19 protein-coding genes and 1 pseudogene are annotated in these 23,754 nt (G+C 39.3%); 10 read left to right on the top strand and 10 right to left on the bottom strand.

Annotated features, from left to right (window positions below; all coding sequences use genetic code 11):
- Nucleotides 1-78 precede the first annotated feature (78 nt).
- The 5 genes from H6G77_RS11795 to psbM all read left to right on the top strand — a co-directional run bounded on the left by H6G77_RS11795 (nucleotide 79) and on the right by psbM (nucleotide 2,627).
- A complete protein-coding gene (locus H6G77_RS11795; RefSeq protein ID WP_190871638.1) occupies nucleotides 79-750 on the top strand; it encodes a biopolymer transporter ExbD in 672 nt (223 codons plus the stop codon).
- Nucleotides 751-1,059: 309 nt separating this feature from the next.
- Nucleotides 1,060-1,425, top strand: a complete 366-nt coding sequence (locus H6G77_RS11790; protein ID WP_062295233.1) for a phage holin family protein — start codon at nucleotides 1,060-1,062, stop codon at nucleotides 1,423-1,425.
- A gap of 248 nt (nucleotides 1,426-1,673) precedes the next feature.
- Complete coding sequence (locus tag H6G77_RS11785) at nucleotides 1,674-1,811, top strand: photosystem II reaction center protein K (protein WP_006195022.1); 138 nt, start codon at nucleotides 1,674-1,676, stop codon at nucleotides 1,809-1,811.
- A 279-nt stretch (nucleotides 1,812-2,090) separates the two neighbouring features.
- Nucleotides 2,091-2,387: a 2Fe-2S iron-sulfur cluster-binding protein gene (locus H6G77_RS11780; RefSeq protein WP_190588225.1), complete on the top strand. Its 297-nt coding sequence runs from the start codon at nucleotides 2,091-2,093 to the stop codon at nucleotides 2,385-2,387.
- 123 nt (nucleotides 2,388-2,510) lie between these two features.
- On the top strand, nucleotides 2,511-2,627 hold the full coding sequence (gene psbM / locus H6G77_RS11775; RefSeq protein WP_015113622.1) for a photosystem II reaction center protein PsbM: 117 nt from the start codon (nucleotides 2,511-2,513) through the stop codon (nucleotides 2,625-2,627).
- A 391-nt stretch (nucleotides 2,628-3,018) separates the two neighbouring features.
- Here psbM and H6G77_RS11770 read toward each other — a convergent pair whose 3' ends face one another.
- Nucleotides 3,019-3,870: a universal stress protein gene (locus H6G77_RS11770; RefSeq protein ID WP_190588226.1), complete on the bottom strand. Its 852-nt coding sequence runs from the start codon at nucleotides 3,868-3,870 to the stop codon at nucleotides 3,019-3,021.
- Nucleotides 3,871-4,418: 548 nt separating this feature from the next.
- Between H6G77_RS11770 and H6G77_RS11765 the strand changes: the two genes are divergently transcribed.
- The gene (locus tag H6G77_RS11765) at nucleotides 4,419-7,478 is read left to right on the top strand and encodes a tetratricopeptide repeat protein (RefSeq protein WP_190871637.1); all 3,060 of its coding nucleotides are present in this window, start codon (nucleotides 4,419-4,421) and stop codon (nucleotides 7,476-7,478) included.
- Between the two features lie 177 nt (nucleotides 7,479-7,655).
- Here the strand turns inward: H6G77_RS11765 and H6G77_RS11760 are convergent, their stop codons facing one another.
- The 3 genes from H6G77_RS11760 to H6G77_RS11750 all read right to left on the bottom strand — a co-directional run bounded on the left by H6G77_RS11760 (nucleotide 7,656) and on the right by H6G77_RS11750 (nucleotide 10,847).
- Nucleotides 7,656-8,519, bottom strand: a complete 864-nt coding sequence (locus H6G77_RS11760) for an STM4011 family radical SAM protein (protein ID WP_190871636.1) — start codon at nucleotides 8,517-8,519, stop codon at nucleotides 7,656-7,658.
- Nucleotides 8,520-8,576: 57 nt separating this feature from the next.
- The gene (locus tag H6G77_RS11755; protein WP_190871635.1) at nucleotides 8,577-9,974 is read right to left on the bottom strand and encodes an STM4012 family radical SAM protein; all 1,398 of its coding nucleotides are present in this window, start codon (nucleotides 9,972-9,974) and stop codon (nucleotides 8,577-8,579) included.
- 84 nt (nucleotides 9,975-10,058) lie between these two features.
- Complete coding sequence (locus H6G77_RS11750) at nucleotides 10,059-10,847, bottom strand: STM4013/SEN3800 family hydrolase (protein ID WP_242048226.1); 789 nt, start codon at nucleotides 10,845-10,847, stop codon at nucleotides 10,059-10,061.
- 13 nt (nucleotides 10,848-10,860) lie between these two features.
- Here H6G77_RS11750 and H6G77_RS11745 point away from each other — a divergent pair.
- Nucleotides 10,861-11,067: pseudogene (locus tag H6G77_RS11745) on the top strand (four helix bundle protein); the annotation flags it as partial.
- On the opposite strand, the gene H6G77_RS11740 reads toward H6G77_RS11745, so the two are convergent.
- The 3 genes from H6G77_RS11740 to H6G77_RS11730 form a co-directional block, all read right to left on the bottom strand.
- Complete coding sequence (locus H6G77_RS11740) at nucleotides 11,046-12,272, bottom strand: STM4014 family protein (RefSeq protein ID WP_190871634.1); 1,227 nt, start codon at nucleotides 12,270-12,272, stop codon at nucleotides 11,046-11,048. The pseudogene H6G77_RS11745 and the gene H6G77_RS11740 sit on opposite strands and share 22 nt — an antisense overlap.
- Nucleotides 12,273-12,287: 15 nt before the next feature.
- On the bottom strand, nucleotides 12,288-13,589 hold the full coding sequence (locus H6G77_RS11735) for a hypothetical protein (RefSeq protein ID WP_190871633.1): 1,302 nt from the start codon (nucleotides 13,587-13,589) through the stop codon (nucleotides 12,288-12,290).
- Between the two features lie 97 nt (nucleotides 13,590-13,686).
- Nucleotides 13,687-14,943: an STM4015 family protein gene (locus H6G77_RS11730; protein ID WP_190871632.1), complete on the bottom strand. Its 1,257-nt coding sequence runs from the start codon at nucleotides 14,941-14,943 to the stop codon at nucleotides 13,687-13,689.
- A gap of 584 nt (nucleotides 14,944-15,527) precedes the next feature.
- Here H6G77_RS11730 and H6G77_RS11725 point away from each other — a divergent pair.
- Both H6G77_RS11725 and H6G77_RS11720 read left to right on the top strand, forming a co-directional pair.
- The gene (locus H6G77_RS11725) at nucleotides 15,528-16,175 is read left to right on the top strand and encodes a hypothetical protein (protein WP_190871631.1); all 648 of its coding nucleotides are present in this window, start codon (nucleotides 15,528-15,530) and stop codon (nucleotides 16,173-16,175) included.
- Nucleotides 16,176-16,317: 142 nt separating this feature from the next.
- Nucleotides 16,318-16,998: a hypothetical protein gene (locus tag H6G77_RS11720; protein ID WP_190871630.1), complete on the top strand. Its 681-nt coding sequence runs from the start codon at nucleotides 16,318-16,320 to the stop codon at nucleotides 16,996-16,998.
- Between the two features lie 5 nt (nucleotides 16,999-17,003).
- On the opposite strand, the gene H6G77_RS11715 is transcribed toward H6G77_RS11720, so the two are convergent.
- The 3 genes from H6G77_RS11715 to mutL all read right to left on the bottom strand — a co-directional run bounded on the left by H6G77_RS11715 (nucleotide 17,004) and on the right by mutL (nucleotide 21,481).
- Entirely contained in the window at nucleotides 17,004-18,089 is a 1,086-nt protein-coding gene (locus H6G77_RS11715) for a sensor histidine kinase (protein ID WP_190871629.1), read from the bottom strand.
- A 6-nt stretch (nucleotides 18,090-18,095) separates the two neighbouring features.
- The gene (locus H6G77_RS11710) at nucleotides 18,096-19,268 is read right to left on the bottom strand and encodes an FIST signal transduction protein (protein WP_190871628.1); all 1,173 of its coding nucleotides are present in this window, start codon (nucleotides 19,266-19,268) and stop codon (nucleotides 18,096-18,098) included.
- Between the two features lie 503 nt (nucleotides 19,269-19,771).
- Nucleotides 19,772-21,481 carry a DNA mismatch repair endonuclease MutL gene (mutL, locus tag H6G77_RS11705; RefSeq protein WP_190871627.1) on the bottom strand — a complete coding sequence of 570 codons (1,710 nt, stop codon included), beginning with the start codon at nucleotides 21,479-21,481 and terminating at the stop codon, nucleotides 19,772-19,774.
- A 417-nt stretch (nucleotides 21,482-21,898) separates the two neighbouring features.
- Between mutL and H6G77_RS11700 the strand changes: the two genes are divergently transcribed.
- Nucleotides 21,899-23,503 (top strand): cytochrome P450, encoded by a 1,605-nt coding sequence (locus tag H6G77_RS11700; RefSeq protein WP_313954493.1) that lies wholly within the window; start codon nucleotides 21,899-21,901, stop codon nucleotides 23,501-23,503.
- Nucleotides 23,504-23,754: the final 251 nt, after the last annotated feature.

Here is a 23,754-nt window from a genome sequence, read left to right as displayed (position 1 = left end):
CGACTTCGCTCGGTACAAGTTGCTCAGTGAACAGCACTCAGCACTCAGCACTTTGCTATAACTAAAATTTTACAGACGATGAAAGTTAATCTGCATACTCCAGTTGAAGAAGTACAAATTCAAATCATTCCTTTAATTGATGTTGTTTTTTGTATTTTGACGTTTTTTTTGTTAGCAGCATTACAATTTACTCGCCAACAAGCCATTAATGTTGATTTGCCTAAAGCTTCTACCGGGACATCTGCGATCGCAGGACAATCTGGTAGTCAAATTGTGACCATTGATGCTGTGGGTAATATTTACATTGAAAAACAGCCTGTAAAACGCGAGGAATTAGCAGAGATACTCAGGCAATATCTCGCACAAAACCCGAATGGGATTTTGGTATTAAATGCTTCCCGAACTGCAACTTATAATGATGTGGTGGAAACCCTAGATTTGTTACGCCAAGTCGGAGGCGATCGCGTTTCTTTAGGCATTATCCCTGGGCCGAGTCAAACTTCCACCACTCAACCTAATCAGCTGCCAGAATCCTATTTTCCCAATAATCCTAGCGTGCCTAATGCACCAATTCCCGAAACCAATCCCCAGGGAAATTTTAATCCCAATATCCCTATTAACCCTAACCAAATACCTCCCAATTATGGACAGCCCCCCACTGGGGAAGGCGTAATTCCTGGTGTACCAAATGCACCAGCAACACAAATACCAGTAGCACCAGGAAATCCGAATAATTCTGCTCCAAACTGATAAATTTGAACAGAATTTTCCCATTTAAAATGCAGTGATGGAAGATGCAGCAAAAATCCTTCTTCATCTTCCATTGTGGATTTTGGATTATGACTCCTGACTTCTGACTTTTGGTCACTGAGCGTAGTCGAAGTGAACCTCCTGCCTCCTGATAATTTCTTACCCAAACCTAAAGATATAAAAAATAAATTATTGATAGAGAAAAATATCTGGTAATTTACAAGTAATTGGCAAAGCTTCAAAAAATCTGAAATCGGTTGCTTAAACAAGCGATCGCCAATCGCCATTCGCGTTTCAAGGGTTGTGGCAATGAATGCAATTGTAACGCTTTTTATTGTGTGGGTAGTAACATCTATCAGCCTGCTGATTATTAGTAAACTTCCCCTCGGAGTTGAAGTTGACTCACCTAAAAAAGCCTTTATTTCAGCAGCAGTTCTCGGTATTGTTACGGCGATCATCAGACCGATTTTACGCCTAATCTTTGCAGTACCGAATTTCCTTACATTTGATTTATTATCCGGCATCTTCACTTTTATGATTGCCGTTGTTTGTTTTAGTATTGCTGCTTGGTTAGTAGAGGGCTTCCGGTTACGTTTCGGTATCTGGAGTGCTGTGTTAGGCGCGTTAGCTCTCACCTTCATCAACAGCTTAATCTACAAATTACTCGGTGTCTGATATTTCAGAGGTTAGAGGTTAGTACCGCTACGCGGAAGTCAAAAGTCAAAAGTTAAAAGTCAAAAAGCTTATATTACAAGCTTTTCACTAACTTGAAATGATATCTTTATTTCCGCCGACCTGTACTAGTCCTTAGTCTCTACTCACTTTTTTTCAAAGCAGCGAATAACTAATTCTCAGTGGCGAAACCATGTTAAGATACATCTCAATTATGAAAGCTGTGTTGGATAGATTGGATAAAAACGAACATGGAAGCAGCACTATTATTAGCTAAACTGCCCGAAGCTTACCAAATTTTCGATCCTCTGGTAGACGTTCTTCCAGTAATTCCTGTTTTCTTCTTGTTACTTGCTTTCGTATGGCAAGCAGCTGTGGGATTTAGGTAAGTTAAGTAAATTTTTCATCAATGGGACAGGTATTGTACCTGTCCTATTTTTTTTGACAATATGTTTTTGCTAAAACTTGATATTTCTTAATTATTTGTAACAACTAGCAAAAAGTTAAGTAATATAGTTGATACAGACTAATTTAAACTTATGCCAATTGGAAAAAAGATTGCGATCGCATGGATTGACAGAACCTAGACATAGACTGCAATTCTTAATCCAAAATGGTATTAATCTTTTTAGCCAAGGGTTTTACAGTCAACAAGGAATTAAATATTTATGGGTAACATTAAATTTGTTAAAGAAGACAAAGAAGTCATAGCTGCTAATGGCGCTAACTTGCGGCTAAAAGCGGTAGAAAACGGTATTGATTTGTACACACTATTTGGAAAAATGACCAACTGCGGTGGTTATGGTCAGTGTGGTACTTGTGTTGTAGAGGTAGTAGAAGGTTTAGAAAATCTTTCGCCGCGCACCGATGTAGAAAAGCGCAAATTTAAGAAAAAACCCGATAATTACCGCCTCGCCTGTCAAGCTTTAGTACATGGCCCTGTGAGTGTAGTAACAAAACCTTAACCCTTAAAGCTTACCTGCCAGCAGCATTGGTGACATAAGAAGTAAAAAAAATAAGGCTAACACGGGCATCGATGATGCTATTCTAAAGTTGTTGACTGGAAAATATAGAGAGGCTTCTTTGCCATGCAAGTTAATGACTTAGGGTTCGTAGCGAGCATTCTGTTCGTACTAGTTCCCTCTGTGTTTTTATTAATTCTGTACATCCAAACAGCCAGCCGCGAAGGTAAAAAAGATAGTTAATAGTTTGTGCATAAGATAAAAAACCCCTACACCACTGGTGCGGGGGTTTTTATTTATCAACCGCTAAATTTGGAGTAGAGAGAGGTTAGAGACTAGAGGCTAGTTAAAAAATACTTATCCTAACGCGATGTGCAACTTATTTTTAAAACCCCTCTCCAAACCTCTCCCCGAAGCGGAGAGAGGCTTTGAGTCTTGCTCCCCTTCCCTGCGAGGGAAGGGGTTGGGGGTTAGGTTTGAGAGAAAGTTGCACACGGTTTTATCCTAGTACAACGTGGCGGAAGTAAAGATACCATTTCAAGTTAGTGAAAAGCTTGTGATATAAGCTGTTTGACTTTTGACTTTTGACTTTTGACTTCCGGGTAGCGGTACTAGCCTCTAGCTCCTCGTAGTTTTATGCACTAGTTCTTGCCAACAATACTGGACAAGTAGCGTTAACTCGAACATAATCAGACAAAGAAGCACCGATGAGTCTGTCTATATCGACAAAGCTCTTGGCTACTGATGGACGACGATCTGGAGAACCGAGTAGAAGCAAGTCTACACTCAACTCTTCGGCGAGACGACAAATTTCTTCACCGGGTTTACCGCTACTGGTGTAGCAGCGAGTTTGGACACCATATTTTTGAGCTTCGGCGTAAGCTGCGCCAAAAATGGGATTTTTTTCGGGGATAACTTCAGCAACTTCTGAGGTTTTACCGCGCAAATCAGTATTAATATGAGTCAGAATTAATTGGCTACCAGGAACACCTCGCAGCAAGAATAAAGCTAAACTTAAACAATGTTTGGCTGGATCAGAATTATCTAACGCTACCATGATGCGTTTAATTCTTTTGACATAAATGTCATCTTTAACCAGCAACATGGGGCGAGAAGACAATTGAAAAACATACTGACTGACAGAGTTTGCCAAAATTGACTGCAAACGCTTGAGTCCGCGTGAACCCATGATGATTAAGTCAGCATCAATTTCATCGGCTACTTGACAAACTACGTCTTTGGGTTCACCTTGCCGTAAAATCGAAGAAACTTGGCTAGGATCTAAGTTTAAAGACTGAATGGCGTTGGCAAGAATTTTACCCCCTTCTTCCCATTTATTTGTCATTGCAGAAGCAGTACTTTGGGGAGGTACAACGTGCAGAACTGTTACTTTAGCACGTTGAATTGATGGTACTTCTTTCAAGGTTTTGAGCATTTCTTCTGCATGACCTAAGCCCGAAACCGCTAACAAAATTTTTTCTATCATTGCTTAATTCTGACTTGTAAATGTTGCTTTAGTGTTTGCTATTCAGGAATTGGCTCAGTTGATTTACCAACTTTTGGCTCAATAACCTAACTTTTTTACGCAGGATTACCTGTTGTTTGAAATGTTAATTATTTCTGCCTAACTATCGGACTGAGTATTTGAGAGCAAGTCAAGTTGAAATCACTAGTATATTGCAGATAAAATACATGAAATCAACTAGAAACATTTAGTTTTATTGCTACATCTTACCTAGTCTTTTTACTAGGCTTCAATAATTAAGCTTACTCTTAATATTAGCTCAGTTAACTTTATAAAATATGATGTTATTTATTATTTTTAATCTATATTAACTTTTATTCATTAGAAGCAAGTTAAGTATTGCAAAGAAGTCTGAGAAAATTAGGGCAATTATACCATTGTTTCTGGGAGCGATCGCCTGCTTTAAAGAAAAGATAGCTTTATCAAATATTAAGTTTTTAATTATAACTTTAGTTTCGTTTATGGGAACAATAAACTATAACTATTTAACTGCATAAAAAACTGTGCTTATGCAATTTTCCCCAATACTTGCTACTCTCCTACTGGCTGTCACATCACCAGCTTTAGTATTGTATCATTCACAACTTATCCTTGCTCAAGCGCCAACTCCCACTGCGGAAGAACGCCTCACCGAAGCCATCATGTTAAATAATCAAGGTGAGGGAATAGTTTATAAGGATTTAGTGGGTTTGGCTGATTTACAAGCCGGGTTAGAACTCTTTCAACAGTCCTTAGCAATATTTAAACAGTATGGTGCGAAGGCTGGAGAAGCCAATAGCTTGGTAAATATTGGCTACGTTTATTTACGGAAAGGAGAGTACCCTAAAGCACTGGATTTTTTGCAGTCAGCCTTAGATATTCGCCGCAAACTCCGCGATAAAGAGAACGAATGGATACCATTATCTTATATCGCTGAAGTCTATCTGAATCTCGGAGATTATCAAAAAGCTCTCGATTTTTATCAACCTGCTTTAAAAGTTCTCCAAGAACTAAAAGCGGCAAATCCTCAAGGTTATAATTACGCAACTAGCGAAACTATTTTATTAGCAGATATAGGCTCAGTTTACTTCCGTACTGGCAAATATTCTCCAGCTTTAGAGTTTTATCAACAAAGTTTGACAATTCAAAAAGCCAAGGGTGATAAAAGTGGTACTGCTCAAACTTTAAACAACATTGGTGTTGTTTATCTCAACTTGGGAAACTATGCTCAAGCCTTAGATTCTTATCAGCAAGGATTAAAAGATTTACAAGAATGCTGTTCTACTTTTTATGGAACGCAAGCAGCGATTTTCAATAATATTTCAGGTGCATATTTTAGCTTAGGTCAGTATCAAAAGTCCTTGGAGTTTGCGGAAAAGTCTACAAATATTTATAAAAAACTTGGCACTGGAGAATATCAAAGTACAGACGAGCAAGCAATCAAGTTATTGTATAATGCCCTTGGTCAAAATGCTCAAGCTCTGCAACAAGTTACCAATCGTGCTAATGTTGGTGATGCGTTTGGCAAAGATTCATTTCAATTTCAAGGTGCAGCGTTAAATCTGAATAACATTGGGCAGATTTATTTTAGCTTGGGTAAGTATGACGAAGCACTCAAGTTATATCAGCAAGCTTTAGAGATATACAAGCAAAATAACTATAAATTAGGTCTTGCAGTTGCACTAAATAATATTGGACGAGTTTACCAAAATTTAGGTAACTATAACCAAGCCTTGGAATATAATCAGCAGGCTTTAGCTAATTATCGGGAAGTTGGCGATCGCACTGGTGAAGGCGTAACAATTAGTAACTTAGGGCAAGTTTATCAAAAACAAAATCAATACGATCAAGCTTTGGGGTTATATCAGCAAGCTGTTGCTATTCATCGAGAGGTGGAAGACAAAATTAGTGAAGCTGCTACACTGAAGTTTTTAGGGGACGTTTTAGCAGCCCAAAATCAACCACCACTAGCGATCGCATTTTACAAGCAATCGGTTAATTTAACCGAAACGATTCGCCAAAGTTTGCGGGGTGTGCCGACAGATGTTCAGAAATCTTACACCGAAACCGTCTCGGAAAGATATCGCCGTCTAGCTGATTTATTATTGCAGCAAAATCGTCCAGCCGAAGCGCAACAAGTTTTAGATTTGCTGAAAATTCAGGAAGTTAGTGATTATATTGGCAATCGCGGCGCTAGTACACCAAAAGTCACAAATCGCAATACTCAACGGGGAAGTACTGCAACCGTAGCAGTGACACCCGAAAAATTACCGTTGAAACCACAGGAAGAGCAAATATCTCAGAAGTATAGCGCCATTCAAGATAAAGCGATCGCTCTTGGGAAAGAACTCACCACCCTGCGAAAAATTCCCCCGCAAACCCGTACCGCAACGCAAGAAAAACGCCTTGCTGAATTAGTGAAACTGGAACAAAGTACTAACGCCGAATTTAACAAGTTTATTAAAAGTCCCTCGGTTGTGGCGTTGGTACAACAATTATCAGCCACATCAGGACAGGAAAATTTAAACTTACGCCAACTTAATTCTTTAAGAGATAACTTACGCCAGTTAAATCAAAAAGCTGTTTTGTTATATCCTTTAGTTTTAGATGACAGGTTAGAGTTAGTTATTGTCTCGGCTGATGCGCCACCAATTCATCGTACTGTACCAGTCAAAGCCGCAGAATTAAACCAAACAATTAATGAATTTCGAGAAGCAATTCTTGTTCCTTACAAAAATAGTAAAACCCCAGCCAATAAATTATATAACTGGTTGATTAAACCTATAGAAAATGACTTAAAACAAGCCGAAGCTAAAACTATAATTTATGCCCCTGATGGTAAATTGAGATATGTGCCGTTAGCCGCATTATATGATGGGCAGAATTGGTTAGTGCAGAAGTTTGTCATTAATAATATTACCTCTGCTAGTTTGACTAAATTAGTGAATCAACCACCAACCCCAAGTAATGCTTTAGCTGCGGCTTTTACTAAAGGCGAATATACAGTAGCAGTTGGTCAACGCCAAGAAATGTTTAGTGGTTTAGAATTTGCTAAAGCTGAAGTTGAAAACGTAGCTAAAATTCTTCCTGGTAGCAAGGTTATCTTAGATAAAGATTTTAATCCTAATGCAACAATTCCCCAAATGAATGATTACAAAATTGTACATTTGGCGACGCATGGTAAGTTGGTAGATGGTTCCCCAGAAGATTCATTTATTGTGTTTGGTGATGGCGAACACGCGACTTTACGAGATATCGAAAATTGGTCTTTGTCAAATGTTGATTTAGTAGTGTTGAGTGCTTGTCAGACTGGTTTAGGTGAAAAATCAGCCAATGGACAAGAAATTTTAGGGTTAGGATATCAGATCCAATTAGCAGGTGCGAAAGCTACAATGGCTTCATTATGGGCTGTATCTGATGGTGGGACACAAGCTTTAATGAATGAGTTTTATGCAGCTTTGAAAGTGGGGAAAGTTACTAAATCTGAGGCGTTACAAAAGGCGCAAATTGCTTTATTGACGGGGAAGAATAGTGAGTTTAATCATCCTTATTATTGGTCGGCTTTTATTTTAATTGGTAATGGGTTGTAGATGATGGATTCTTCTATCTCTTGCAATGCTGCTATCAAAAGTTGTGCGATCGCTCTATCTTGCACCAACTATCTTATCGCAATCCTAAATGATTTATAAACATCTCTGTCCCTGTTCTACCTTGTCCCCCTTGTCCCCCTTGTCTTCATTGTTCACATATCAACTATGACTGCTATATTATCTATGGATAGCCCAATTATCGGGAATCCTTTCTAAAAGTCCAGAACCAAAAACTTGATTCATGTTTAAGTAATCAAGATGGACATAACCAATATGACAATGACAAGTTTGGTTAGTGCAAGGTTGGTCAGATAAAGCTGTTTCCCAATCAGAATCATAAATATTACCAATTGGTGATTTAATAAAATGACAACGGCGTATTGTCCCATCGCCATCAACAGAAATTACTGATTTTCCAGCCCGACAAGAATGACCAAAACTAGGATAATGTTTGGTATTTAATTCATATAATGGGTCGATAGATTGGAAAAACTCTCTGTCTGCTGATGATAAATTGGGGAGTTCAGCTTTGACAGCATTAATCCACAGATAAATTTGGTTTGGTAATTCTTGACGTAAAGCGGCTATTTCTGATTTAAACTTGGGGAAGCCCACAACTCCGACGCTCAATTTAACATTTTGGTGGTTTAATTGCAGGCATTTGGATAAAAAGCGATCGCGTGATACCCATTCTGAGTGAAAAGTAGCCCAAAGTGCCAATTTATCTTTGTTACATTCCTCTACCCAATCTAGTTGACAAGAGAGATTAGTTTGAATTGCGGCTTTATTAACGTTGGGTAAATGGGTTAATTTTACCAAGGCTTGCTGATACCAAGAATGAATTAAGGCTTCTCCCCAAGGAGTGAACAGAATTGAAAATTGATGTTGGAGATGTTGGGAAATCCAATTGACAAACTTTTCTAAAGATTGTTGATCAATTGCTAATTCTGCGGCTGTTTGTTGGCGTTTCGCAAAGGGACAATATTCACAGCCATAGTTGCAACTGATTAAAGAGCCGCGATAAAGGATGGTGAGGTGCATATTAGTTTATCAATTTTTATTTAGTCACTCATAAAACTTAGGTCATTGAAAAACCTACTATTTCAACTCATAACCCTGCATTAATTCCTGAACTTTTTCAGAAAATAACCACGCGCCGATAGTATCAGAACGTTCAATACCAAATTCAGTTAAGTGTAAACTATCTTCATCTTTCATCGCCAAACTTAAAGTTAGCAATTCTGAAAGTTCGGGAAAATCAGCGTCTACTTCACTAGCAAATCGCAGGCGATAATTAACGAAATTTAATCCTTCATCGGAAAGTAAAGATAATAAAATATATCGCCGACGTTGTTCTTCTGCATCTAGTTGAAAGCCATAGTGCGCGTATTCAAATAACTCATCGGGTGTTTGAATATATGCTTGCAAAATCTCGCTGATTCCCTTTGCACCCACCGCATACTCATTAGAATAGTGCAGAGTATTGGTGTAGGAACGTGCGCCGCAACCTAAACCAATCATACCGTCGGCTTGACAGCAGTAGACGGGGGAGGGGGAGGGAGAGGGGGGAGACAAGGGAGAAAGATGGCTACCTTGTCTTCCTTGTCCACCTTGTCCACTTTGTCGAAACATCCGCATCGAAACTTGGGTATATCCTTGCGATAATAGAAGCGATCGCCCTTCGCGGTAACAAGCTAAACGAATATCGTCCCATTCTTTATCTGTGCGTCCTAAACCTGTTAACGGCCGTACATACAAGGGATATAGATAAATTTCCTCTGGGTGAAAGCGCAAGGCAGTTTGTATTGATTGCAACCACGTATTGACAGTTTGTCCAGGTAAACCATAAATCAAATCAATATTCAAAATAGGAAACCCAGCTTCTTTTATCCTTGTCAATGCGGCTTCTACTTGAGTATTAGATTGACGACGCTGGGTTGCTAAGACTTCCGACTCAATGAAACTTTGGACACCAATACTAACACGGTCAACGGAGTGCGATCGCAACAACTTTAACTTTTCTTCTGTTGCGGTTTCTGGTGAAACTTCCACAGAAATCGGAATTTCCTGTAACTTTGCACCCATTGTATTTTCAGCAATATCGAGAACAGTTGCGAGATGCTGAATGGGTAACTGAGTTGGAGTTCCCCCACCAATAGCGAACCTTGCAAATGAAGCATCACCCAACACCGCTTTTATCCGTTGCGCCTGTCGCTGTAATGTGCGGACATATTGACTGATAAAATCTTCATTGTGGCTGACTGTGGTAAACAAATTGCAGAAACCACAACGCATTTCACAAAACGGTATATGTATATAGAGAAATAACGCTTGTCTATCTTGCTGCGTCCAAAGTTCGGGGAGATATATCGGCGGAGTTAAAGGACGATAAGCTGTTTTGTGGGGATAAGAATAAACGTATGCTTGATAGGGTGATTGAGCGATTTTTGATTTGAGATTTTGGATTTTAGATTGAGGATTTTGGGTTTTAATCATAAAATTTCGAGGATTTTTATCACAACTTAGGAATTTGCTTTAAATCTCAGACAAAGAATAACTCTGCGCCTCTGCGTGAAATTTTCATAAAATAAACTCTGTATATGGAACAGTCCAAACAACGGGATGGCTGAGTCGATGTCCAGTGTAACCATCCTCACCATAAGTTGTCCCGTGGTCGGAACAGAGAATACAAAATGTAGAATGTCTTTGGCGTATAATATTCCAGAGTTTAGCTAATTGACTATCTACATATTGCAAAGCTGCGGCGTGAGATTCAATGGTGTCAATTTGATCCTTAGCATTGGGAAGATAAAAGTAATTTGGCTGATGCAAAGCCGAAATATTTATAAATAAAAATAGGCGTTGATGACTTGGCGTTTTTTCTAAAATCTCCCTCGCCAGATTCACCTGATTTTCTGTAGATTTGGGGTGAGTAACACCTAACTCTAGACTCCAGTAACTTTCAGCAAACATCGAAGGAATTACATTACCTAAAGGATTGCGTTTGTTAAAAAAACCTACACCACCAATGCAAACTGTATGATATCCCTTAGCAGCTAATCCGCTAACAATATTTGAGCCATCTAACACACAAGTTTTATCAGTTGTGGTGGTGCTTCCTTCAAATCCTAAAGCAAAAATTCGGGGGTGAATTCCTGGCGTTATCGGAGTAGGTAAAAAGCCAGCGAAAAAAGCATGATGCGCCGCGTAAGTGAAATTTCCTGGTGAATGACGTTCTTCCCAACCTGTGTTTATAACTTTTTCTAAATTAGGCGTGTGTCCTTGTGCGAGTAAATTTTGAGCTACATCGTAACGCAGTGTGTCTAGAGTAATAAATAAGATGTCGTGAGTTCCCACGATTTCATTCATATTGAACATAGTTAAACGAAGATATAAAGCTGCTTTTATTGCGAAACTTAGTGATTGTGAAGCGGAAGCGGCGGAAACTCAAGTATGGATTAAATTTGCTGTTAAATGTTCCTACATGGATATTCAGCAAGGTAGAGAATTATATAAAACCTACAATCAAGTCCTTAAAGGCTTAGTCAAAATGATCAACAATCCAAATCAATGGATTATCGGCGAATAATCCCCCTTGTCTACCTTGTCCACCTTGTCCACCTTGTCTACCTTGTCTACCTTGTCTTCCTTGTCTACCTTGTCCCTTCCCAAAATCGCTTTAACTTCACTCGTATAAGTATCCATCCCATTCCACAAAATCCCCGGTAATAAGTCACCAAAAGCATTAATCTCTAAAATCGCGTGAGTTTTCCAATCTGGTAAAATTAGTAAATCAACTCCGCAATATAAACTATTAGGAAATAACGCTGCTGCTTGTTCGCAAGTTCGCTTCATCATCTCCCAGTTTTCCGCATCAATTTTTGCTAAAAATTCCTCTGTATCTCCCCGTTCATTTCCTAAATGTAAATTTGTCATGGGACTTTTACCCAGGCGAACAACTATATGTTGTGCTTCACCATTAATCACCACCACGCGCACATCAAAACCGCATCCTTGTAAATGTGCTTTGGGTAGCCATTCTTCAACTTGTACGCCTTCTGCTGTTAAGATATTGATGATATCGGCGATTTCTTCATGGTGGGTATAGTGACTAATTTTCCGGGAGTTATAAAGTAGAGTTTCCCCATTTTCTCGCACTCTTTCGACAGTGGTAATAGCTGATTCCAAACGGGAATTTACACGATAAGCAACGACTCCAGAAGCGGCGGAACCGTGGGAAAGTTTGACGAATACTCGTTCTATTCCTTGGGTTTGCATTTGTTCGCGCAAGTGTTCGTAATTGTGAATTTTTCCAAGAGAATGAGGAACGGGGATATTGTGACGACTGAATCTTTCGTGACAGGCTGGTTTATCAAACATGACTGCGATGTCTTGGGGATGGTTCATAAAGTCACCCTGGAGGGGAGTAAGTTGAGATTCCCATTTTTGCAGGAGATATCGCCAGCCTAAATACCACTGTCGTGAGTAGAGGATGCGTCCTTTGTCGAATTCTAATTCCATAGCTTCGCCGGGACTGATGCGTTGATGTTCTCCGTTATCTGATACATTGAAACCTGCGGCGATGATGGCTTTATCAATATCAAAGTTTTTTTCTGGAGAATCGAAGCGGATAATGGTGTTGGGTGTGTTGAATTGTGCGAGGTTTTGTTTACCGGAAATTAAGTCTGCGTAATCTACTACCGTGGCTGGTGGTAAGTTGAAATGAGTTAGTGCTTGTTGGAGGAAATCGACACGGCGATTTTCAGGGTTAGCGATTAGGACAAAGTTAAGCATTTTCTGATATATTTTTTATTCGTGAATGGCTGAGTAGCGATGCCCATATTCACCATCTTGAGGTTGTGCAATTACCTGGCATAAAAGTTGGTCTAAGACTTGGGTATTTGAAATGTAGTTCATAGAAAGATTAAGAGTGTGTAGTTGGTTGACTGCGGGACAATTTAAAAAATATTCCACTCCTTGATTTGTCATCTCTCCCATAGAAAGGTCGAGAATTATCAGACGTTCTATTAAAGGAGAACTCACTAATGCTTTGGCTACTTCATCAGCATCTTCACAACTGCGTATACCTAAATATTTAAGTTTCGGAAACTTTTCAGAAATTTTTGGGATTAAGTTAACTGCATCAAATCCCGCCCTTCCTATCCACAGTTCTAGATATTCCAGATTTGGTAACCTAAGATTAACAATCTCATTAAGTGTTGATTCTGGTAAAACCTTAGTTTCAATAATCAGCGTTTTAAGATGAAGATGTTCCGTTGGAGTAAATGACAAGCACGAACCTAAAAAAGGATCGTAGCTATCTCCGTTAGCTCTACCACGTATTTGAAGAACCTCCAAGTTGGGATAAGCTTCTAGAATAAGGCTCATATTCCTAGTTAATTTATGCTTGGAGATATCTTTATAAGAGTCATCTCTAGGGTCTCCCCAAAATAATGCTTTAAGGTTGCTAAGTTGGCTCTTGGCTTCAACAAAAACATCTAGAAAACAGTGACTAGGATAGTAACAGTGTAAAGCTTGAATTTGATGACTCTGGGGAGTATTTAGAAATATTTGAAGTTTTTTGATTGTGTCTTCTCTGTCAAGACGATGTGTTTCTGTCCTGAAACGCAATTGTTCTTCATAAAAAGACAATCCAGATGCGGATTTTACTATTGCTCTAACCTTCGCATACAACGCCTGCCAATCTAACTGTAAATTTAAAGAATAAGCTGTAATTTCAGTATTTAAAATACCTACATCTGAATTAAAATCTTGAACTAACCAGTTGGTCATAGTGGTAAAAGCAAGGTAAGGATCATAATGTAACAAAGCCTGTTTCCCTTTCTCCCCTCCCTTTTGTTTCAATAACCGTGCTGCAAAATGCTTTGCCTCATTTACAGAGTTTTGTAACGCTTCAATTACTAAATCTAAACCCTCATCCCCATAATTCAAAGCTTCAGAAAGTGCTGCAACTTGCACCTCCACAACGGAACTTCCTAACCGATTTTTAACTCCTTCAATTCCTCCTAAAACCACACCACTAACAGGAGGTGGTGCTTCTCCACCAAGCACTGCGTCATACTCTCTGGGTTGATTTGGATTATTGTTCATTAGTTTTATATCTTGACAAATGGTAATTTTGAATTTGATTATTCCCAAACTGAGTAATAGCGATCGCTAAACTTATAAAGAGAACTTTACCTATAAGCTACTCAGCAACAGAACAATAGCGGCTGTGAATATAGCTATCATCCTCTTCTTCTTTCTGATCATTTGCTATGACACGCACATCCAAACTTGATAATTTCTCAATCATTTTCTCAGATAAAAAGTTTTCTGACACATTGAGAATATCTAGATAATTAATCGCCTCACAATTCAGTAACTCTTCCGCACCTGCATCACTCAAAGTTCCTAGTGAAAGGTCAAGGACGCTGATAGAGTTAAGAATTGGGGAAGTTACAATCGCACTAGCTATTTCATCGCTAAATTGACTATTACATAATCCTAAATAAGTTAATTTAGGAAACTTATCTGCAAAAATAATTGGGTGTATATCTTCAACCCAACAGGTTCCGCCATAATCTTCACAGCCAAACCATAATTCTAAATGTTCTAATGCTGGCAGATTTAAATTACAAATCTGTGCGACGGTATCCCGACTTAATCCCCCAGTTTCTACAATCAATGCTTTGAGGTGATTATGTTTTATTGTTGGTCTAAATTGTAAACCGTCACCGCCACGAACTTGTAAAATTTCGAGTTGAGGATAAGCCCGTAAAATAGGGCTTACATCACTTTGTCGAATCCAGGAAATTTCACATTCTTCACCTAGAATATCACCTATCAAAATAGCCTTGAGGTTTGATAAATATTCTTTGAAATTAACTAAAGTTTGAATAGTTCCACTTGCATCATTCTCATAAGCATCTATCCATAAACCTAAGACTAAAGCTGGCAATTTTTCGGCGTTGGATGATTGAGCAAGTTTACTAATTTTGTCTGGGAAATTCTCTTCATTGTCATCATAGGAACATCGTAGGGCATAAGCTTGATGAACAGGTTCAACAATACCTCTATTCGCATTGAATTCTACCACTTGCCGATTAGCAAATTGAGTTGTATGACATCCTAGATACCGAGTCAATCTTTCTTCCAAGTTCCAAGGTTTATATGTTTGCAAAGCTTGTTTAACTTGCGATTCTGTTCTTGGCTTTAATAGTCGATAAGCAAAACGTTCTACTAATCTTGATTCATCTTGCAAACTTTGAATTAAAACATCTAACCCAGCGTCACCATATTTCAAGGCTTCGCTAAGTGCTGCTATTCGCACATTCACCACAGGATTTGATAAACAACGCTTAATTCCCTCAATTCCTCCCAGCACAACCCCATCTATAGGCGGTGGTGATTGTCCTCCTAATACAGCATCATAATCCTGGGGTTGATTTTGATTGTTAGTCATCTTGCTTCACCTGTTGAGTTTTATTAGGGTTTGTATACAAAGTTTGTCTATTTATTGGGACTGGGTGTAAGGGTTTAATATGAAAAGTTTTTAGCTGTGATTTTCAGCAGTTATCCTTTTCAAATTAGACAGAGTAAACGCATATTTTGTTTTCTCTACCAACTCAATCCCTTTATATGACTTTTTCTCTTCTATCTCTAATTTTTGGTATTCTCTTTGGTTCTTATCAAAGTAGTCTGGTTCTCTAGTCCATCATTTTACTGTACTTATTCCTAAATGTAATCCACTTTTTGCGTCTATTGTTAATGTGGGGTGAAGATAAAATCCCGCGTTTTGATTATTTCTGACTACTGCTATTCTCTCTTTTTTCAATCTTCCTGAATGCGACTGTATTTTCACAGAATATCTTTAGGATTTTTTAGGATATAAGCTCTCTATTCCTCGCTTTTAGACTGTTAAAATATTCAGTAAAATTGCGTAGAGTTTTTGGCAAACTTATGGAGACTGCATCACACCCCTACACCCTTTAACCCTTGATATTTCGTCTTACTGCGTAAGTCCTCTAAAAATTGGAGTTAAACCTCGTGAGTGACCAAAATTCTTTGAGTGTAGGAGTGTGGGGACGCTGGATGCTGTTAACAGTAATCGGCGTTACTCTTGGTGGATTTTTTGGCACTGGCGTAGGATTGTTAGCTATTAGTATAGTGAGTGTGTTGTTACCTTCCTCAGCTTTACCGTATGTAGCGTATGGTGGTATGGTTGCGGCGGCGGTGGTGGCTGGTGTAGTGATTGGGATATTTCAATGGTTTGTTTTGCAGAGATGGTTTACTAATTGTCTTTGGTGGATACTTGCCAGTGCTTTTGGCTGGACTGGAATTGCCTTCACTATTGCTTTTGTGATGTCTACTAGCTGGTGGAGAGTTAGTCAAAGTCTTTCTCTTTGGGATGATAGAGGAGCGATCGCTAGTTCTGTTACTGGCTTAATCATCGCGGCGTTGGTAATGGGAATTCTCCAATCTTTAGCACTCAGATTTACACCTCCACAAGCAGCATTGTGGATAGTTATGAATATTGTGGTGTTTTTAATCGCTGCGATAATTATAATTTTTGCGGTACAGAATTTAGCTGGCATTTATAGTCTTCCAGTTTTTCTTGTAGCTTATTCACCCATTTATGCAGCCGTTAGTGGTGTGACACTTATTCGAGTCCAGAATTCAATCACAGTAAAATAATCACTATGACTATCGCTGTCTGAAATTGATACTCATACCAGCAGATATCAGAAAACACTTGCTTTAGCTCAAATCTCGCTTATCATGGGTCAGTTTTTATAGTAATTGGCAATGGCTTGTAATTAAAAACTGGAGTTAAACCATGAGTGACCAAAATTCTTTGAGTGTAGGAGTCTGGGGACGCTGGATGCTGTTAACAGTAATCGGCTTTATTGTTGGTGGAGTTGTTGGCACTGGCGTAGGATTTATAGCTATTCCTGTAGTGGGTATATTGTTAGCTTTCTTGCCTTTACCGGGAGCGCAAGGTCAAGGAGCTATTGGTTATCTACTATATGGTAGTGCGATCGCGGCGGCAGTGGTGGCTGGTGTAATAATTGGTATATCTCAATGGTTTGTTTTGCAGAGATGGTTTACCCAGAGGCTGTGGTGGATATTTGCCAGTGCTTTTGGCTGGGCTGGAATTGCCTTCACTATGTCTATTTTGACGTATACTCATGTTGCCGGGCCAGTTGGTCAACCTGATGGGACATTTTTAGAAACTACTCTTTGGGATAATAGAGGAGCGATCGCTAGTTCTGTTACTGGCGTACTCATAGCAGCTTTGGTAATAGGAATCCTCCAAGCTTTAGCACTCAGATTTAAACCTCCACAAGCAGTATTGTGGATAGTTATGAATATTTTGGTATTTTTTATCGCTGCGGTAATTATCATTTTGTGGGTAAGAGGTGCAGGTGGAATTTTTGGTGTTCCAGTTTTTTTTGCAGCCTATTCACCAGTATATGCAGCCATTAGTGGTGTGACACTTATTCGAGTCCAGAATTGAAACATTCAGTTATTTAAGGCTGAATTTTGAGATTGTCGAATTGGAATTTGAATAATAAATTTTGCACCTGTTCCTGGTGTTGAATAACATTCCAATTGTCCTCGATGCAATTCTACAATAATTTTATAGCTAATAGATAAACCCAAGCCTGTACCTTTACCAATATCTTTGGTGGTAAAAAAGGGATCGAATAATTTTGTTTGCACCGGCTCGGCAATTCCTAACCCATTATCAGCAATACTAATTTCTACCCAATCATGATTGATAACTTTAGTTTCAATCTCAATTGTGGGATGGAAATTCTCTTGAGTGCATCTTTTTTTTATGACTGCTTCTTCTAAAGCATCGGTCGCATTAGCTAAGATATTCATGAATACTTGATTAAGTTGCCCTGCATAACATTCAACTAATGGTAACTTTTCATAATTACGGATAATTTGAATGTCGCTTAACTTATTAGATGATGCCTTAAACCGATTATTTAAAATTACTAAAGTACTATCAATCCCATCATGAATATTAACAGTTTTAAACTCGGCTTCATCCAGGCGAGAAAATGTCCGTAGTGATTTGACGATTTCGCAAATACGCTCTGCACCACACATCATTGATTGAAATAGCTTGTGTGCATCTTCTTGGATAAACTCAAGTTCAATGGCTTTGATTTTTTGCTGGATATCAATTGCGGGGTTGGGATAATGTTTTTGGTAAATTTCCAATAAATCTAGGACATCTTGAAAGTATTTATGAGCATAATTTAAGTTGCCGTAAATAAAACTCACGGGATTATTAATTTCGTGGGCAATTCCCGCTACCAAAACTCCTATAGCCGACATTTTTTCAGATTCTACTAGTTTGATTTGTAAAGCTTTGAGATTCCCCAAAATAGTTTCTAATTCTTGACCGCGATTTTCTAAAGCAATTTGTGATGCTTCCAATTCTCGAATCATATTTTTGAGAACAGCTTCTCTAACTTCACTAGCATTTTCTAATTGTTGGCGGTCTGCTTCAGAACGATCTAATTTTCGTTGCAAAACACGCACAGTTTTTTCTAATTCTTTGAGTCTGCCATCGTAATCTATATCTTGCATAACCCTTTATTTTGTGCCTAATAGCAAAGTCACAAATGTCTCTTGATGATAATATGTAGAACCTTGTGGTTGTATGGGAGCAAATTCACCATAAGTATAGAACCCACAAATCGGAATTTCTTTACCAAGTTCTGTTTTGATAATTTGATACTCTTCTTTGGCTCTTGTGCCTAATAACCAACGCCGACAGCAACAAGAAAATAGTAATATAGCATCTGGTTCTGTACCAGGATAATTTTCTAAGGCTGTTTGCAGTGATGTTTTGACAGCGTGAAGAACATCATCGCGGTTAAAGTCGGTCATCTGAACTGTGGCTTTTTCTGGTACACTGCCTAAAAAATTAATGCTACTAGTTGATGTGCAAGTATTGGGAACTCGCATATAGTAGCGATCGCTATTTCCTTCGTATACTGCTAAAGGATTTTCTGCTGTTGGTTGGCGATCGCCCAAATATCGCTGATAAAATGTCAGTGCTGAGACTCCATCAATTTCCTCAACCACCGTTCCGTGAGATTTTGTCACAATACTCTTGCGTCCAATGGGTGTCCAACCGCAGCCAGTTCCATAAGAAAACAAGATATCTCCAGAAAAAATCAGAATTGGCAGTGCATCGGTAAAAACTTCATTCCCAAAAAATTGATAAGCCGTTTTAAACCTAAATTGATCTCCTGCTGCACCGCCTAAAATTGGCACCTCAGAACCTAAAGCTGATTTCAAACTTGCCAAAATTAACTCGCCATTGGTAGTGGAACCATCTGCTAAATAACTCGCAGGTAAGGTGACACATAATTTTGCTGGGGTTCCACATTTCTGCGTAGCCTGTTGTACAGCTTGCTGCGCCGCCGCCAAGGGATTTTCTTTGGCTTTGTACCCTACCCCTGCATGAATATCTACAGTGTCAGAACAGAACAGCATCAGCGTTAAGGAATCTTGCTGAAACCCTAATATTGAAGAGATTTCACCATCTGTAGTACAACCAATCAAGTCAATATCTGGAAATACTTGCCGAATTTCTTTGAGAATCAGTGCATGGTCAAAGTCTATCGCTGCAAATATAATACCAGCCTTAATTGGCAGTTCCGGTAAATTACGTAATTGACTCACACATCTATCTATTACCTCTTGCGTCGCCTCTTGAGTATCGGGGTCATCACTATGACCAAGAATCACCTTTAACATTTCATCCTCCCAATTAATTAAAAATGTATTTACTTCATTCGTAAAGTAAAGGCAGAAAAAACTTAAATCAAAATATTATTGCCTCGATAACAGTTGGATAAATCAATGCACATTTAAGTCTGTGCAAACCGTAAAATTCAGCTATTTCCAGAGTTCCCACAAATAAGTAGAGAATAACGCTACTTATATAAATTTTTCAGTAAACTATTATTTAAGAACTCATATCCAGTTCAAATTAACTGGGAAATTGTCATAAAAAAATAGGTAATATATCGTAATTATTCGCAGTATGTCAGCCGCAAATTGACGAGGAATATCATGTTTTTTAAAATCTGATTAAAAATACCAATTTGTACTTAAATTATGAATATGAATGAGCGATCGCCATAAAGCTTTTTGTTATAAATAATACTTAAATCACTTAAAAATCAAGCAAATGACATATTAGCTCACTTTGATCACTTTCGGCCGATAAAAATCTAAAACCCTCACACCCCTAATTCTTAAATTCCGTGGCTTTTCCCAATTACCCAATGTCTGCGGAAAAATCGGGCTAAGGCTGATTCTTCTAGGGATAAATAGATAGGTCTACCGTGGGGACAGGTGCGGGGGTTACGGGTGCGTTGCCATTGGTCTAACAATGTTTGCATTTCTGGTAGACTCAGTGGTGTACCGTTACGAATGGCGGTACGACAAGCAACTGCAACTTGAGCCGCTTGTAAGTCTCCGCCCCAACTCAGTTCTAAAATGGCTGCTGCACAGTCTTCTCGTTGTTGCAAAAGGGCGGGTATATTCCGAACTGCCCAAAGTTGTTCGCCAAAGGTTTCTATATCTAAACCAATGCGTTGCAGTTGTGAAACTTGCGCGGGTGACAATTGATAAAGAATAATTGGGGGTTCCACAGGAACAAGTTGCCAATTATCACAAATTTGTTCATACAAAACTCGCTCGTGGGCAATATGTTGTTCTACTAGCCACATTCCACCAGGATGTTCAGCCACAATGTAAGTGTTGCTTACCTGGGCTACTGCTTTTAAGTGCTGAGTGCCGAGGGCTGTACACTGAGCGGAGTCGAAGCGTGAGTGCTGAGTGTTTTCGGTTTTGCTGGGATGAAATTGATAACCGCCTTTTTCTTCTGCGGCTTTAATTAATTTGCTGACTCTGGTTGTTTGGACAGCTTCTTTAAAGTTCGCATCATCAATGCGGAGTGCTTGGTCAATTGCTTGGGTGATTTGCTCTTGCCAATAGTTTAATTCATTTAGATAGATTTCCGTTTTGGCTGGGTTGCGATTCCAGTTAATTTGGTCGGGAGAAATTTCTAGATGTAATAAACAAATAGGATAGCGATCGCGTGGTAAAGTCCGATGAAACGCTGATAAAATTGTCTGCTCAAGTTCCGGCGATTTCACCATTCTGCCATTAACAGCGATTCTTACCCAGTCTGGGCGGTGGCGATGACACCTGTCGGGTAGTCCGACTACTAGGGAGAGTTGGGAGTGGGGAGTGGGGAGTGAGGAGTTGGGAGGAATTTCGAGTTTTAGTTCTTGTAAATCACCTTGGCGGACTTGGGGTAGAATTTGCGGCAGTAGTTGTCCGGTGGTAGTGGCGGGAGAAATGGTAAACCAGATGCGGTCATTGTGCCATAGTTGCCATGTTACTTGCGGATGACACAAAGCGATTTGATGAATTGTGGCTTGCACAGCTTTGATTTGCTGTGCTGCACTAGGTAAACCTTGGCGGCGAGATGGGCAATTACCAAAAAGATGAGAGACTGTAACTACTGTACCAGGTGCGATCGCTGTTGCTTCTACTGTTTGTGCTTTGCCATCATCACCATAAACAACTCGCCACCCCAAATTACCATCAGCAGGACGACTCAAAATTTCTAACTCTGCCAAAGTCGTCAAGCTGTGCAACGCTTCACCCCGAAATCCCAAGCTGTGAATTTTCCATAAATCATCGCTAGAGCGAATTTTACTCGTACTATGGGCTGTGGCAGCTTGTTGCAAATCTTCCAGGTTCATCCCACAGCCATTGTCAGCCACACGGATGCGCCATTGTTGCGGCCATAAATAAACCACAATCCTCGTTGCACCTGCATCTAGAGAATTTTCCACCAATTCCCTCACAGCAGATGCCAAGGAGTCTATCACCTCACCAGCTGTAATGAGATATACGACTTCGGTTGGTAAAGCTTGAATAGTAGATGCCATAAATTACAGTTTAGGCTAGTGGGCAACTCTTGTGCAGGAAAAATTACAACCTGTATAAGTCTGCTAGAACTTATACCATTTTGGATTTTAGATTTTAGATTTTGGATTGGGTAAGGGTTGATTGGTAAGCTTTTGAGCCATCCATTTGTCGCAATCATTTTTTAATTTGGTATTACGCAAAAAAACGAAAAACTCAGGTTTTAGAGTAGGGTGTAAGGATGTATGTATTCAAAACCTTTACACCCGGATTTCTTACGCATGGGTGGGGAGTGTGGGGGGAAAGATTTCTTCACCATCCTCCCACTCCTTCCACACCTCCCACACCTCATCTCCACAATTCTGGTACGTAAGTCCTCACCATGAACACCTAATGCTGAACCCCTAAACTAAAAGAAGGAATTTTAAAATCTGAGGAAGGTGGCTAAAGTGAATTTTTTGGTAGACAAAGGCGGACTCATGTTTCTAGATATTATTGCCCAGACTGCTTATTCTGAAACTTTTCCCTATCTCGCTACAGCACTGGGTTTTACTAGTGTGTTGGGAACAATGGGGTGGCGCAGATGGAAACAAAAAAACACATATAAACCCCTAGAATCACTTCCTTCACCGCCTAAACATTGGTTGTTAGCAAATATTCCCCAAGTATTAGCAGCAGTCAAACAAAAGAAATTATTTTGGCAATTTTTTGTTTGGAGTCAACAGCTAGGCCCTATGTATGTGGTGTGGAATGGTAGTAACCCTGTTGTTATATTAAGTAAACCGAAAGTTATTGAAGATATCATTATCAATGGGATGAAAGATGGTAGCTTAATTAGGTCGACGCGATCGCGCCAAGCTTGGAATGATATTACAAGCCCCATTATGATTGGTGAAACTGGGGCTGAGTGGCAATGGCGACGCAAAGCTTGGAACCCAGAATTCAGTTCTAGTAATCTCTCGAAATATGTAGAAATTATCAGCCAAGCTTGTGAACAAGTAATTACAACAATTAAAGAAGCCGCACCACCAAAAGAAATCCAAGTAGATCCTTTATTTGTCGAACTCACAATGAGAGTGATTTCTTGTCTAGTACTGGGCATTCCTGTAGATAGAAACAGTACGAGTCAAGAAGGACTACCCCTCGACGTTGCCAAAGTATACGACGCGATGTCTGTGGTCGGCTATCGCTTCGTGAGACAAGCAACAGGCGAGAAAATCTGGATGAAATATTTGCCAACTCAAAATTCCCGTGATTATTGGAACGCAAGACGATATTTAGAGGAATTTCTCACTCCCCGTGTAGACTTAGCTTTGCAGATGCGAGAAGCAAACCAAACAGATTTACTAAATGTCAGTCCTTTGTTTCGGGAATCAATGTTAGTCAAAATCGCCGCCAAAGAACCGAAATATAATCGTGAAACATTAATAGCAGAATCGGTAGAATTTTTAATAGCTGGAACAGATACAACAGCCCATACTTTATCTTTTGCAGTCGCTGAGTTAAGTTTAAATCCCCAGGTGTTTCAGCAAGCACGAGACTTAGTTGATCAAGTTTGGCAAAAATTTGGTGGTGTTAATTTAGAAACCTTCAAAGAATTAACTTATATTCGCGCCATTCTCAAAGAAACTTTGCGTCTTTATACTATCGCCTCTGGCTCAACATCATTAGAAGCTCATCGGGATACCGTCATTGAAGGTCAAGTAATTCCGCGCGGTACTAAAATATCTTGGTCAATATTAGCTGCTGGCAGAGATCCAGAATTTTATCCTCATCCAGAAGAATTTCTGCCAGAACGTTGGTTAGACACCAGTAAAGAAACTAGTTCTCTACCTATGATAAATTTTGGTTCAGGGCTGCATCGTTGCTTGGGTGAGCATCTATCAATGCTGGAAGGAACGATGATGTTAGCATTGTTACTCCGCTACTTCGATTGGGAATTAGTCAACGGTCGTTCTTCTGTAGAAGAATTACAGCAAAATCTGTTAATTCATCCGGCTGATAAAATGCCAGTGCGCTTTTGGTTACGAAATTTGCCTAGTTAATTACCTCAAGTTATACCAATTCGCAATGACGCGACGCTCGTTCCTCGCTAACGCTTCGCTATCGCAGGCTCGCTAACGCTGCGCTAACGGAATTAAGAAATCTAGCTCCAGTAAGACTTTCCTAATTTCTATCTGTAGCATTTTTTTCTTAAATTGGTATAAATTGTAAAATAAGCATTTTTGATGCTAAGTATTAATTGCATCACTGAAAAGTGTAAAGTATTATTACAAAAACTTTGATCAGTGACTGC

The organism is Aulosira sp. FACHB-615, from assembly GCF_014698045.1.
Taxonomy (GTDB): domain Bacteria; phylum Cyanobacteriota; class Cyanobacteriia; order Cyanobacteriales; family Nostocaceae; genus Nostoc_B.
This window is presented reverse-complemented; position numbering and strand designations above follow the sequence as displayed.

Coding starts and splice junctions, on each gene's coding strand:
- H6G77_RS11760 (WP_190871636.1), bottom strand. CDS start 8,519: ATGCACCTCACCATCCTTTATCGCGGCTCTTTAATCAGTTGCAACTAT.
- H6G77_RS11795 (WP_190871638.1), top strand. CDS start 79: ATGAAAGTTAATCTGCATACTCCAGTTGAAGAAGTACAAATTCAAATC.
- H6G77_RS11710 (WP_190871628.1), bottom strand. CDS start 19,268: ATGTTAAAGGTGATTCTTGGTCATAGTGATGACCCCGATACTCAAGAG.
- H6G77_RS11785 (WP_006195022.1), top strand. CDS start 1,674: ATGGAAGCAGCACTATTATTAGCTAAACTGCCCGAAGCTTACCAAATT.
- H6G77_RS11770 (WP_190588226.1), bottom strand. CDS start 3,870: ATGATAGAAAAAATTTTGTTAGCGGTTTCGGGCTTAGGTCATGCAGAA.
- H6G77_RS11730 (WP_190871632.1), bottom strand. CDS start 14,943: ATGACTAACAATCAAAATCAACCCCAGGATTATGATGCTGTATTAGGA.
- H6G77_RS11750 (WP_242048226.1), bottom strand. CDS start 10,847: ATGAATGAAATCGTGGGAACTCACGACATCTTATTTATTACTCTAGAC.
- H6G77_RS11765 (WP_190871637.1), top strand. CDS start 4,419: ATGCAATTTTCCCCAATACTTGCTACTCTCCTACTGGCTGTCACATCA.
- psbM (WP_015113622.1), top strand. CDS start 2,511: ATGCAAGTTAATGACTTAGGGTTCGTAGCGAGCATTCTGTTCGTACTA.
- H6G77_RS11755 (WP_190871635.1), bottom strand. CDS start 9,974: ATGATTAAAACCCAAAATCCTCAATCTAAAATCCAAAATCTCAAATCA.
- H6G77_RS11715 (WP_190871629.1), bottom strand. CDS start 18,089: ATGCAAGATATAGATTACGATGGCAGACTCAAAGAATTAGAAAAAACT.
- H6G77_RS11790 (WP_062295233.1), top strand. CDS start 1,060: ATGAATGCAATTGTAACGCTTTTTATTGTGTGGGTAGTAACATCTATC.
- H6G77_RS11780 (WP_190588225.1), top strand. CDS start 2,091: ATGGGTAACATTAAATTTGTTAAAGAAGACAAAGAAGTCATAGCTGCT.
- H6G77_RS11740 (WP_190871634.1), bottom strand. CDS start 12,272: ATGCTTAACTTTGTCCTAATCGCTAACCCTGAAAATCGCCGTGTCGAT.
- H6G77_RS11735 (WP_190871633.1), bottom strand. CDS start 13,589: ATGAACAATAATCCAAATCAACCCAGAGAGTATGACGCAGTGCTTGGT.
- H6G77_RS11720 (WP_190871630.1), top strand. CDS start 16,318: ATGAGTGACCAAAATTCTTTGAGTGTAGGAGTCTGGGGACGCTGGATG.
- mutL (WP_190871627.1), bottom strand. CDS start 21,481: ATGGCATCTACTATTCAAGCTTTACCAACCGAAGTCGTATATCTCATT.